Here is a 12,497-nt window from a genome sequence, read left to right on the forward strand (position 1 = left end):
CCCGCTGAACATGGCAGCATTGGGGGCGGTCGAATACACATGTTGGCGGAGAGCGCGAGGATTGATGAGCGGGTTGGACAACTTGAATTCAGGCACCATCGGGTCTGCGGAGTACAGCGCACGGCGCGTGCTTCCGGATGCGCCTTTGTTGGCGGCGGCCACCGGTCGGAAGCCGGTGCGGCGTCCGGTGTGGTTCATGAGGCAGGCCGGCCGCTCGCTTCCCGAGTATCGCGAAATCCGCGCCGGAATCGGAATGTTGGAATCCTGCTTCGATCCCGCGTTGGTCTGTGAGATCACGATGCAACCGGTCCGCCGCCACGACGTCGACGCCGCAATCCTCTTCTCGGACATCGTGGTGCCGTTGAAGGCGGCCGGCATCGACCTCGACATCGTTGCCGGTGTCGGTCCGGTGGTCGCCAATCCTGTTCGGTCTATCGACGACGTCGCGTCCCTGCCGCGGTTGGTGCCCGACGAGGTCGGTGCAATTGCGCAGGCTGTGCGTCTGCTCACCGCCGAGTTGGGTTCGGTGCCGCTGATCGGATTTGCCGGTGCGCCATTCACCTTGGCGTCGTACCTGGTCGAGGGTGGACCGAGCCGCAACCACGAGAAGACCAAGGCGCTCATGCTGTCGGATCCCGCGACATGGCACCAGCTCCTCGGCAAGATCGCCGACATCACCATTTGTTTCCTGCAGGCGCAACTCCATGCGGGTGTCGACGCTGTTCAGCTGTTCGATTCCTGGGCTGGGGCACTCTCGCTCGCGCAGTACCGCGAGTTCGTACTTCCGCACTCCGAGCGCGTGTTGGCCGAGGTGGCGAGCGCCGGCGTGCCGCGTATCCACTTCGGTGTGGGTACCGGTGAACTGCTCGGCGCCATGGGTGAAGCCGGAGCCGACGTCGTGGGCGTCGACTGGCGTATTCCGCTCGACGTCGCCGCGACGCGTGTCGGCCCGGGCAAGGCGCTGCAGGGCAACCTTGATCCGGCAGTGCTGTTCGCGGGTCCCGCGGCGGTTGACCGCGAGGTCAGGCGCATCGCGGCTGAAGGTGACCGCGCGATCGAGGCCGGCGCGATCGGGCACATCTTCAACCTCGGGCACGGTGTTCTTCCGGACACTGATCCGGCGGCAATCACGGCGGCGGTGGAGCTGGTGCATTCGCTGTGACAACAACTCGGCCGTCGGTAGCGGTGATCGGGGGTGGAATCTCCGGTCTGGTCGCCGCCTACCGGCTTCGCCGAAGCCTCGGAGCTGACGCGGCGATCACGATCGTCGACCACAGCCCCAGACTGGGCGGCAAGTTGCGAACGGTTGATCTCGGCGCCGGGCCGATCGATGTCGGCGCCGAGGCCTTCATTGCGCGTCGGCCCGAGGTTCCGGCGCTTCTGGCCGAACTCGGTCTCACCGACCAGATCGTGTATCCGGCCGGACGCACTCCGCTGATCTGGTCGCAGGACTCGTTGCATCGCCTCCCCACCGGCACGTTGATGGGCATTCCGGCGAATGCCGACGCGGTCGAAGGTCTTGTCGACGACGCAACTCTGGCGCGGATCTCGGCCGAATCCGGGCGCCGAATCGACTGGACTCCCGGTTCGGATAGCAGTGTGGCCCAACTTGTTTCGGATCGTTACGGCGATCAGGTTGTGGCTCGTTCGGTCGATCCGCTGCTCGGGGGCGTGTACTCCGGGTTGGCGGAGAACATCGGAATACGGGCCGCGTTGCCGACCCTCGCGGCTGCATTGGATTCGGGGGCACAGAGTCTGTCTGAGGCCGTGACAGCGGCGCTCCCGACGCCGGCTCCCGGGCCGGTATTCGGTGCATTGAAGGACGGTTACGGAGTGCTCCTGGATGCACTTCGGCAGGCGGCCGCCGCACATGTGGTTCATGCGGAGGCCGGGGTCGTTCGCGCCGACGGGCGCCGGTGGTTCGTGGATCCGGTTGGCGCGGTCGACGCGATTGTTCTGGCAATTCCCGCGCCGAACGCCGCAGTGCTCCTGGCTGACGTCGCGCCTGAGGTCGCCCGGATTGCGGCTCGGATCGAGCTTGCGTCGTCGGCTGTCGTGGCGATGCGTCTGCCGGGCACTGTCGAGTTGCCGGAGAACTCCGGGATCCTCGTCGCGACGGACGCAGATCTGACGGCCAAGGCATTCACGCTGTCGAGTCGCAAGTGGACGCATCTCGCCGATCGGGGTGAGCATCTTGTGCGGGTGTCGTTCGGCCGCTTCGGCGCCGCGGACATCGTCGATCGCCCCGACGACGAGCTGATCGCACTCGCTCGCACCGATCTTGCAATGGTGACGGGAATCACTGCGGATCCGGCGGCGTCCTGTGTCCAGCGCTGGCATGGGGGACTGCCGCAGTACGCACCAGGTCACGTCGAGAAAGTGGCCGAAATCGAGCAGTCGCTGGCAGCGCTGGACGGTATCGAGGTGGCCGGTTCGTGGCTTCACGGCGTCGGTGTTCCGGCGTGTGTTGCCGCTGGCACGACGGCGGCGACACAAATTTTCGAACGGGTGGCACGATAGAGGTATGGCACGCCTTGATTTCGACAAACTGAACTCTGAAATCCGATACCTCATGTTCTCCGTGTTCCAGGTGGAACCCGGTGTGCTGGGCGACGATCGGGAAGCTGCGGTCAAGGACGCCCGCTTGTTCTTCGAAGGTCTCGAAGACAAGGGCGTCGTGGTTCGCGGAATCTACGACATCGCCGGCATGCGCGCAGACGCAGACTTCATGATCTGGACCCATGCGGCCAGTATCGAGCAGCTGCAGGCCGCGTACTCGGACTTCCGTCGTACCACGACACTGGGCAAGATCAGCGCTCCGGTGTGGAGCAACTCCGCCGTGCACCGTCCGGCCGAATTCAACAAGAGCCACGTGCCGTCGTTCATCGCGGGCGAAGATCCGGGCGACTACATCTGCGTCTACCCGTTTGTGCGCTCGCTCGAGTGGTACCTGCTTCCGGATGAGGACCGTCGCAAGATGCTCGCCGATCACGGTATGGCGGCACGCGGATACAAGGATGTTCGCGCCAACACGGTGCCGTCGTTTGCGCTCGGTGACTACGAGTGGATTCTGGCCTTCGAGGCACCGGAACTCATTCGTATCGTCGACCTCATGCGTGACCTGCGCGCCACCGAGGCTCGCTTGCACGTGCGCGAAGAGGTTCCGTTCTTCACCGGACCACGTGTCGGCATCGAGAAGCTGGTTCTTTCCCTTCCCTGATCGAAAGTAGCTGCTGTGGTCACCACGCCGAATCGGCGTCATCAGCACATGTCTCACTGGGGCATGTTCACTGCCGAATCGGTAGCCGGCGAAGTCACTGCGGTGCATCCGTACGAGGGAGATTCGAATCCTTCGCCGATGCTCGGCAACTTCGCCGGTTCGGTGCGCAGTCGCAGCAGAGTGGCCGGCCCGGCAGTGCGTCGCGGCTGGCTCGAGAACGGTCCTGGTCCCACGGACAAGCGGGGATCGGACGAGTTCGTCTCGGTCGACTGGGACGAGCTGACAGAGCTGTTGGCCCGCGAATTGCGCCGGGTAGTCGACACTCACGGCAACAACGCCATCTTCGGTGGTTCGTACGGATGGGCCAGCGCCGGCCGATTTCACCACGCGCAGAGCCAGGTCCACCGATTCCTGAATCAACTCGGGGGCTACACCAAGTCGGTCCACAGCTACTCGCTCGGAGCAACGGGTGTGATCATGCCCCGGGTGGTCGGGACTCACAGCCAATTATTCGAACGGTCCACGTCGTGGGACGTCATTGCGCAACATTCGGATCTGTTGGTGTGCTTCGGTGGGGTGCCGATCAAGAACACGGGCGTCAATGCCGGTGGTACCAGTGATCATCCGACCCGCGGCGCGATCGACGCCTTTCGTCGGCGAGGCGGAAAGATCGTCGCGATCAGTCCGTTGCGCGACGACGTCGACGGTGAATGTGACTGGATAGCACCGATTCCCGGGACCGACGTAGCGATCATGCTGGCGCTGGCGTTTGTCCTCGCTTCCGAGGATCTGCACGACGCCGCGTTCTTGAACCACTACTGCGTCGGCTACGAACGGTTCGAGGATTACCTCCTCGGACGAAGTGACGGTATCGCGAAGGATCCGCACTGGGCTCAGGCGATTTCGGGAGTGTCCGCCGAGACGCTGGTCGACCTGGCCCGCCGGATGGCAACCGGTCGCACACTGGTTTCTGTCACGTGGTCACTCCAACGCATCAAACACGGTGAGCAAGCCCCGTGGATGGGTGTGACGCTCGCCGCGATGCTCGGTCAGATAGGTCTTCCCGGAGGAGGATTCGGGCACGGCTACGGCTCGATGAACGAGCCGGGAATGACCTCGATCCCATATCCACTGCCCACCCTCCCGCAAGGACGAAATCCGGTCACGGACTTCATTCCGGTGGCCGCGGTCTCCGATCTTCTGCTCTCGCCCGGCGAAGGTTTCGACTACGACGGCAGACGCCTCACCTATCCCGACATTCGCCTGGTCTACTGGGCAGGCGGCAATCCGTTCCACCATCACCAGGACATTCCGAGGCTGCGGCGGGCGTTGGCACGTCCGGACACGATCGTCGTTCACGATCCGTACTGGACGCCAATGGCCAAACACGCCGACATCGTGGTGCCCTCGACCACGTCATTCGAGCGCTCGGACCTCAGTTGTACGCGCAACGACGCGTTGCTGGTCGCGATGCACCAGGTCACCGAACCGTTTGCAGGTGCCCGCGACGACTACGAGACCTTCGCGGCGCTCGCCGACGCTCTCGGATTCGGCGACACGTTCACCGAGGGACGATCATCACAGCAGTGGATCGAGCACCTCTACGGTCAGTGGCGGCCGAGTGTTGACGCAGACGGTGGCAATACGCCGTCGTTCGCGGATTTCTGGGCTGACGGTCACTACCGCATGCACACGCGCGGCAACGAGGTGTTGTTCGGAGACTTCCGCGAGAATCCCGAGAAGTATCCGCTTGGCACACCCAGCGGGAAGATCGAGATTTTCTCCGAAACCATCGAATCGTTCGGCTACGACGACTGCGCCGGCCATCCGCGGTGGTACGAGCCGGACGAATGGCTGAAAGGTCCACGTGCGGAGGAGTATCCGCTGCATCTCATCGCCAATCAGCCCAAGACGCGACTGCACAGCCAACTCGATCACGGTGCCGTGAGCCAGGCGTCGAAAATTCAGGGGCGAGAACCCATTCGGATGCATCCACGTGCAGCGGCAGAGCGAGGCGTCGTCAGCGCGGACGTGGTGCGGGTGTTCAATGATCGCGGCGCGTGCCTGGCGGGTGTTGTCGTCGATGCCGACCTTCACCCCGGTGTTGTCCAACTCGCGACCGGTGCCTGGTACGACCCACTCGATCCGGCCGACCCGGACTCACTGTGTGTCCACGGAAATCCCAATGTTCTGACCCCGGACGTCGGTACGTCGCTGCTCTCACACGGATGCACCGGGCAGCATGTCTTGGTGCAGATCGAGAAGTTCGAAGGGGAGCTTCCCCCGGTTCGCGCATTCGATCCGCCGGTGCTGAATCCGCGCTGACGGAACCGATCGAGGCCAGGCCGCGTCGAACTTGGTGAGCACCCGATAATCGGGTGAGCACGTCGAGCGAGGTGGGGGCCATCGTGAGTACAGCGGAATGGAATTCGACGCGGGGGAGATCGGAAGTTCTTCGCGGGCAGATCGATTCGATGATGGAGGATCTGCGCGAGCGAACGCGGTTGCTTGCGCTCGCGCAGGAGAAGATCGCGTTGTCGACTGCGTCGGCTCGGTCGGCTGACGGATTGGTGGAGGTTGTCGTCAATGCGTCCGGAGCCGTTGTCGGCGTCAAATTTTCATCCGACGCGTGCGCGAAGTCGACGCCGAAAAAACTTGGTAACTCGGTGCTGTCGGCGTCGACGGCAGCGTCCGAGGACATGCGCCGGCAGAACGCGGAGATATTGAAGCCGTTCACCAATGCGACGGCGTTGGATCTTCCGGATCTGATACCGGGAGCGCCCAGCGTGCGTGGCCTCGCCGCAGTGCCAGGGGTACCCGACGACGTCAGGATCGACGATCGGCCGGATTGGGATCAGACCGTCCTGAGGAGCGCGGGCAATGTCTGAACTGTGGATCGATGTACATGTCGTGCGGGCATTGGCACCCCGATTTGTGCAACTCGCAGAGGATCTGGAGAGGTCGAGAGCGGATCTCGAACGGGAGATGACTGCCGAAGGTCCGAGTTGGGGAAGTGACGAGGCCGGCAGCACTTTTGCGGACGCGTATCTTCCGGGATCCGAGTCGGTGCTTGCTGGTATCTCGATGATGGCCGGCGTCATGCGGAACCTCACCGACGCGCTGTATCGGACTTCTGACAACTTCGAGGGCGTCGACGCAGAACTTGCCGACAATTTTTCCGGCGGTCTCTGATGGGAATCGAGATTCCGGGATACCTGCAGGCCGTTGCGAGTGTGGCAGTGGGTAGCGACTGGCCACAGGGCGACGAGACGTCGTTGTGGCGATTGGGTGACGCGTGGACCGATGTTGCAGACCAGCTGACCAGTGCATCCACGGGCGGTGATGTCACGGTCCGAGGAGTACTGACGGCAATCACCGGCGAGACGCATGATTCGCTTGACGGATTCTGGCAAGATTCCGGCGGCGTCGCGGACGTCTTCGATAGATTGATCGCTACCGCAACGGAATTAGCGGAATCCTGTAATTCCACGGCAACGGACATCGAGTACACCAAACTTGCGATTATCGCGGCGTTGATCGCGTTGGCCATCGAGTTGGCGGCTATGGCAGCGGCTGCGATTCCCACTCTGGGTCTGAGTACCGTGGGCGCCGCGGCAGCGGAAGTCGCTACCGTCATTACGGTTCGAATGTTGCTGCGGCAATTACTGATCGGAGTGCTCGAAGCCGCTGCGGTGGAAGCAGCGTCAGCCGTCTTCTCCGGCCTGGCCATTCAGCTGGGCCAGATGACAATGGACCATCGCGAGTCCGTGGACGTCGGGAAGGTCGTGACCGAGGCGCGCGAGGGGTTTGTCACGGGCGCGGCGGATGAACTGTCCACTTCCTCAGGCGCTCTGAACTGGAACTTCTGACGCCGTACCCGGGCCCGAGTGCACACAACGTTCACTCGTGCGGCTGAATCAGCGACGTTGACGGGACTAGTGTGCAACTATTCGCGGTTCCTTCACGCCGATCAGTGGAAGCAACGCCACGGCGGCAACCAGTGCGAGTACTCCGCAGACCACCAGGAACCGCCAGTCGGCGAGCCATGCACCGAGTAGTGGTGAGCCGGCGCGGGCCAACGCTGTCGGAATGGTGATCGCGGCCAGGACACTCGCGAAATGAGTAATGCCGAAGTTGTCCGCCAGTATTGACGGCCGGGCGATCACTCCGACACCTTGGCCGAGACCTACCGCCGCGACGCACAGCAACGTCAGGGGGATCGACAATCCAGCAAGAGGTAGCAGAAGTAGACCGAACCCTTGTATCGCAAACGCACCTGACGTTACCGGTGTGATGGCCAATCGGCTGCCTGCCACGGTGAGTATCAGCCGCGAAAGAATCTGCAGGACACCGACGGCAATCGGTACCGACGTTGCGACCGCAACGGAGTGGCCCTGGTCGAGCAAGTATGCGATCACGAGCAGCAGGAAGGCCGATGCCGACCCTGCCTGGGCGACGAAGGCGATCAGCAGCAACCAGAATCGGCGCTGGCGCAGTGCTGCACCGAAAGCTGTTCCCGAGCTTTTCCGGATCCGGTTACGATGTGCGGCGCGCGACGGTACGGCCCACAGATGGCCGGGCACGGCTGTAGCGACGAGTGCGGCCGAGAGGGTGATCAAGGTTGTGCGCCAGCCGAATTCGCTGTTCATCCAGCCGAGGAGTGGATACACCAGATAGGTCGACAGTCCGGCGATCATCGTCACGGTCAGAATTGCCTGGTTTCGTTGATGCGACTCGGTCGCAACCACGATGACGGCGAAGGTCGATTCGTACGTCGACATCGCCAGGGCCAGCCCGATCAGTGCAAAGGCTGCGTACAGCGAGACCAGGTTGGTGGCCTGTGACCACATCAGCACCGAGCCTGCCCCGATCAGCGAGCCGGTGGCCATGAGCGTGCGTCCACCCCGGCGGTCGAGGATGCGACCGATCGGCAAAGCGGCCAGTCCGCCCACCAAAGTCGATACCGTCGAGGCGCCTGCCACGGCGGTGCGTGAGACGTCGAGATCGGTGGCGATAGGAATGAGGATCACCGGCAGGATCTGGATCATGGCGATGAAACTGATGGAGTTCGTGAGCGCGAACACCATCACCAGATGACGTCGGAATCTTGGGCTGAGACCAGCTGGTATGGAGGTCTCGGTGCTCATCCGCGAAGTAGCGGAAGCAGCTGGTTGCCTTGGCGTTCGATCTCGTGCAAGTACGGAGTATCCGACAGAACGAAGTGGCTGATTCCGAGATCTTCGTATTTACGAAGCGATTTCGCGACGTCTTCGGCGGAACCGACCAGCCAGGTGGTCGCAGCACCACCGCCGCCCACTTTGCCGGGGGTGGTGTAGAGGTTGTCATCGAGTACCTCGCCGCGGCCGGCCAGATCGAGGAGGCGTTGTTGTCCCACTGCGCTTCGGCGGTGCGGATTCTGCGCGAGTGATTGGGGTGCACCCTGCTCGCGCTGGCGAGCTGCCATCTGCGCGACTTTCTCCTCGGCTTCCTTCCAGGCCTGCTCGGTCGTGTCCCGGACGAAAGTCGTGATGCGCAAGCCATATTCGAGTGGGGCGTGTTCTCTGTCGATCTTTCCGCTGAGTGTTGTGAGTCTGTCGATGCGTTCGGCGACGCCGTCAAGTGTTTCGCCCCAGAACAATTGGACGTCGGCCTCGGCGGCCGCGACTCTCTCGGCGGCTTCGGAGGCGCCGCCGAAGTAGAGCTTCGGGTGCGGGCGGCCTGGTCGGGTCTCGATGCGCGGCCCCACCGTCGAGTTCTCCACCTGGAAATGCTCGCCGCGGTAGGTCACGTTCTCCTCGGTCCACAGTTTGCGAACGAGTTGGAGAAACTCTCGGGTCCGGGCATAGCGATTTGCCTGGTCGCCGTCGCTATCTCCGTAGGCGGCGAGGTCGTCCTTGCCGGATACGATGTTGACGCGCACACGACCGCCGGTGAGATGGTCGAGTGCCGCCGCAGATGCCGCAAAGTTTGCCGGTCGCCAGTACCCGGGGCGGATCGCGATGAGTGGCTCGAATGTGGTTGTCCTCGCGGCCAGTGCCGTCGCCACGGTGAATGTGTCCGGACGCCCCCAACCCGCTCCGATCAGAGCGCCAGTCCAACCGTTCTCTTCCAACGCGAGTGCCTGACGAGTGAGTGTTTCGAGGCTGTTGTGCCCCGCTTGTGTGTCGTCGCCGCGGTGGCCGGGCTCAACCTGGTTGGGGATGTACCAGAGGAATTCGGTGCTCATTGATTCTTCCTGATCTGTGCGAGATGGGACAACTGGGCGTCGCGTACTTCGGCCGTTTGTCCCTGCACCAGGACGAAGAGGGCGGCGCGCGCGTACAACTGCGCGGTGTTGTCGCGAACGATGCCGCGCCCGGCTCGGGCTATGACCAGCGCGTGGGTGAGGTTGACGAGTGCTTCGCCCATGGCAACTTTTGCCGCGAGCCGCTCATCGATTCGGTGCCTCTCGTTCCCCGTGCTCTTGGCCGCGTCGGAGAGTGCGTAGGCGTCGGCCCGAAGCTGCGCGACCCGTGGGCGCCACAGGTCGGCAAGCTCGTGGGCGGACGGATGTGCCTGCTCGAGTTCACCGAGAACTCGCTCGGCCAGTCCGAAGTGATGTGGCCGGGCATCGCTGGCCGTACTGAAATCGGCTGTGCGGTACTTGGATAGCGGAATCCTGCTGATGACGTTCTCTTCCGGTACGAACACGTCGGACAATGTCACCCGCTCTGTCCGACTGCCGGCCACTGCGCTCAACTCCAAGTCGGAGGCCTGAACGCGGTCGCTGATCGGTACCAGCGCGGTGACGACAGTGCGGGTTGAGCCTTCGACGGCAGCCACCATCAACACAGTGTTCAGACCCCACCCGCTGACCCACGAGATGGTGCCTGAGAACGTCCAGCCGGTAGATTCACGCGTCGCCGCGATGAAGTGGTCGGGGTATCGCCGGACATCGCTGATCGCCGCGCCGGTAAGGAGGCGTCCGCGGAGAATTTCGTAGCCGATCGAGGGCAACTCGGTTCCGGCCGTGTATGCGTCGGCCAGTCTCCCCACAACAGGAGCATGCTGCGCCCACACCAGCCACGTATTCAGACAGGCTCCCGCCAAGATTTCGTGGAGGAGTCGATCGCCATGACGGTCGACGCCCGCCCCGTCGAATTCTGCCGGTGCAAGATGATTCAGAAGGTGCAGCTCGGAGAACTCGGCGATGCGGTCCGGAGTGACACCCAGCCGATCTGTTTCGAGTGCGGTAGGTAGCAGCACGGCGTCGGCATACCGGGTGGCACTTGCCAGCAGGGGGTGAGTGTCGGCAGCCGTAACTGTCTGTGCCGTCACGTATGTGGCGAGTCCGGAGACAGTCATACAGGCAGGTTTCCTCTCGAGATGTACTGGATACGGGCAGCGGCAAAGAGGGGATTCGGATCGCCGCGAGAAAAAGTCATTGCGTCGATCGCACGTATCCCTACCTAGAAAACTACTGTGGCTGAGACGCTTTCGCCAGTTTGTGATCACGGTGAATGCAAGCCGTGACGTGCGCCCCGGAATCGGGTTGACTTCCTACCAGTGTCTTCCTGACCTCGGCGGCTGTGTTCTGAATTCACCCGCGACGGTGATCGTACGGTCTCTCTTCGACGCCCTTTCAAGAAAGGCGAACTGCTTTGTTCACCAATAGATTTCAACGTGTCGTCAAGTCTGCGGCAACTGTGACCGTACTCGCGGTAGCTCTTGCAGCCTGTGGTGGCGCGTCAGCGTCGAACGACACCGCCGGCACGCCGGTGGAGGGCGGGACACTGACCTTCTACGACCCCGTCGATTATGCGGCGTGGAAACCTACGAACTCCCTCTGGTCGAACAGCCAGGTGTCCAACAATCTTGCCGAGCGGCTGATCTGGCAGGACCCGGAGACCGGCGAATACAGGCCTTGGCTGGCGCAGTCCTACCAGATCAGCGATGACCATCTCACGTACACGTTCACGCTCAAACCCGGAGTCACGTTCAGTGACGGCACGGCGCTGACTGCCGGGGTGGTCAAGGCGAACTTCGACCAGCACGGCATCGGCGACCCGCAGATGGGCATCACCGCTGATCCGTTCTGGACCGACTACGCGGGCACCGATGTGATCGATGACCAGACGGTTGTGGTCAAGCTGTCGAAGCCGAACGCCGGCTTCATTCAGATTCTGTCGAACTATCGGGCCAGTTCGATCCTCGGGCAATCGCTTCTGGATCGAGATCTCAACGGTCAGAGTGATCTTCGCAACTGGGTGGGAACTGGCCCCTTTGTGGTCGAGTCGGTGAACGGAACCAGTGGCGTCACCCTCGTGCGACGCGACGATTACAACTGGGCGCCTGAAGGTTCCGGTCACTCCGGCAGGGCGTATTTGGAGCGGATTGTGTTCAAGACCGTTCCGGAGGCCGGGACGCGGGTTGGCGCATTGCAGTCCGGTGAGGCGCAGGTCGCTCGCAACATCGCGCCGTACGACGAGGAGACCGTGAGCGCGGGAGGTGGGGTTCTGCTCCCTATCTCGGTGCAGGGTGAGACCAACGACCTGACCCTTCAACTGAAGGATCCGGAGGCGCCCACTCAGGACAAGCGGGTCCGTCTCGCTCTGCAGGCGGCCACGGATCGCACGGAGATCAACCAGACTGTGCTGTCCCCGAACTACCCAGTTCCATCGAGTGCTCTGGTTCAGGGAACGCCGCTACGTGGTGACGCGAGCAGCTATCTCACCTACAACCTCGACAAAGCCAAGTCCTTGCTCGACGAGGCGGGCTGGAAGCCGGGAGCCGACGGAGTGAGGGAGAAGGACGGCAAGCGGTTGGCCTTCCAATTGCGGGTCGCGCCCTACTATCAGGTCTCGCAGTCGGTTCTGGAGGTTGTGCAGTCGCAGTGGCGTAAGGCCGGTGTCGATGTCACCCTGACCCGCCCGTCGTTGACGGAGTACGAGTCCCAGTTGGCTTCCGCACCGGACTGGTACTTCACGCAAGGTCAGACCTCCACCGCCGAGCCCAGCGTTCTGCGCACGTCGTACGGGAGTGACCGTCAGAACGGGACCAAGAACTACCAGAAGGACGACAAGCTCGATCAACTCTTGGCAGCGCAGTCGTCCGCGTTCGATCCGAACGAGCGCAAAGCCGCGATCCAGGCGATCGAAGACCACATCTTCGCCGAGGGCTACTCGATCCCGCTCTACGACGAGACCCAGGTCTTCGGGCTCGCTCCCAGCGTCCACGGTTTTGCCACTGAATCCACTGGCCGGTCGTGGTTCTACGACACGTGGGTTTCCCAGTGAGA

At 62.8% G+C, this 12,497-nt stretch carries 11 protein-coding genes; 8 read left to right on the plus strand and 3 right to left on the minus strand.

The window, feature by feature from the left end; translation table 11 throughout:
* Positions 1–64: 64 nt before the first annotated feature.
* From hemE to FFI94_RS13040, 7 genes are all read left to right on the plus strand, one after another.
* Entirely contained in the window at positions 65–1,162 is a 1,098-nt protein-coding gene (gene hemE / locus FFI94_RS13010) for a uroporphyrinogen decarboxylase (protein ID WP_138868227.1), read from the plus strand.
* The gene (locus FFI94_RS13015; protein WP_138868228.1) at positions 1,159–2,520 is read left to right on the plus strand and encodes a protoporphyrinogen oxidase; all 1,362 of its coding nucleotides are present in this window, start codon (positions 1,159–1,161) and stop codon (positions 2,518–2,520) included. Before hemE ends, FFI94_RS13015 begins: the two co-directional genes overlap by 4 nt.
* Positions 2,521–2,524: 4 nt before the next feature.
* On the plus strand, positions 2,525–3,220 hold the full coding sequence (gene hemQ / locus FFI94_RS13020; protein ID WP_138868229.1) for a hydrogen peroxide-dependent heme synthase: 696 nt from the start codon (positions 2,525–2,527) through the stop codon (positions 3,218–3,220).
* A gap of 48 nt (positions 3,221–3,268) precedes the next feature.
* The gene (locus tag FFI94_RS13025) at positions 3,269–5,545 is read left to right on the plus strand and encodes a molybdopterin-dependent oxidoreductase (RefSeq protein WP_138873160.1); all 2,277 of its coding nucleotides are present in this window, start codon (positions 3,269–3,271) and stop codon (positions 5,543–5,545) included.
* 83 nt (positions 5,546–5,628) lie between these two features.
* Positions 5,629–6,108 (plus strand): YbaB/EbfC family nucleoid-associated protein, encoded by a 480-nt coding sequence (locus FFI94_RS13030; protein WP_260684062.1) that lies wholly within the window; start codon positions 5,629–5,631, stop codon positions 6,106–6,108.
* The gene (locus tag FFI94_RS13035; RefSeq protein ID WP_138868230.1) at positions 6,101–6,412 is read left to right on the plus strand and encodes a WXG100 family type VII secretion target; all 312 of its coding nucleotides are present in this window, start codon (positions 6,101–6,103) and stop codon (positions 6,410–6,412) included. Before FFI94_RS13030 ends, FFI94_RS13035 begins: the two co-directional genes overlap by 8 nt.
* Positions 6,412–7,089, plus strand: a complete 678-nt coding sequence (locus FFI94_RS13040; RefSeq protein ID WP_138868231.1) for a hypothetical protein — start codon at positions 6,412–6,414, stop codon at positions 7,087–7,089. Before FFI94_RS13035 ends, FFI94_RS13040 begins: the two co-directional genes overlap by 1 nt.
* Before the next feature lie 66 nt (positions 7,090–7,155).
* On the opposite strand, the gene FFI94_RS13045 is transcribed toward FFI94_RS13040, so the two are convergent.
* From FFI94_RS13045 to FFI94_RS13055, 3 genes are read right to left on the minus strand one after another with little or no spacing between them, the layout of a single operon-like run.
* Positions 7,156–8,367: an MFS transporter gene (locus tag FFI94_RS13045; RefSeq protein ID WP_138868232.1), complete on the minus strand. Its 1,212-nt coding sequence runs from the start codon at positions 8,365–8,367 to the stop codon at positions 7,156–7,158.
* Positions 8,364–9,446 (minus strand): LLM class flavin-dependent oxidoreductase, encoded by a 1,083-nt coding sequence (locus tag FFI94_RS13050; RefSeq protein WP_138868233.1) that lies wholly within the window; start codon positions 9,444–9,446, stop codon positions 8,364–8,366. Before FFI94_RS13050 ends, FFI94_RS13045 begins: the two co-directional genes overlap by 4 nt.
* The gene (locus FFI94_RS13055; protein WP_138868234.1) at positions 9,443–10,564 is read right to left on the minus strand and encodes an acyl-CoA dehydrogenase family protein; all 1,122 of its coding nucleotides are present in this window, start codon (positions 10,562–10,564) and stop codon (positions 9,443–9,445) included. The genes FFI94_RS13050 and FFI94_RS13055 overlap by 4 nt, the downstream gene beginning before the upstream one ends.
* A gap of 296 nt (positions 10,565–10,860) precedes the next feature.
* Between FFI94_RS13055 and FFI94_RS13060 the strand changes: the two genes are divergently transcribed.
* Positions 10,861–12,495, plus strand: coding sequence for an ABC transporter substrate-binding protein (locus FFI94_RS13060; protein ID WP_138868235.1), 1,635 nt, complete (start codon positions 10,861–10,863; stop codon positions 12,493–12,495).
* Positions 12,496–12,497: the final 2 nt, after the last annotated feature.

Origin of the sequence: Rhodococcus sp. KBS0724 (genome assembly GCF_005938745.2) — a bacterium.
Classification (GTDB): Bacteria; Actinomycetota; Actinomycetes; order Mycobacteriales; family Mycobacteriaceae; genus Rhodococcus_F.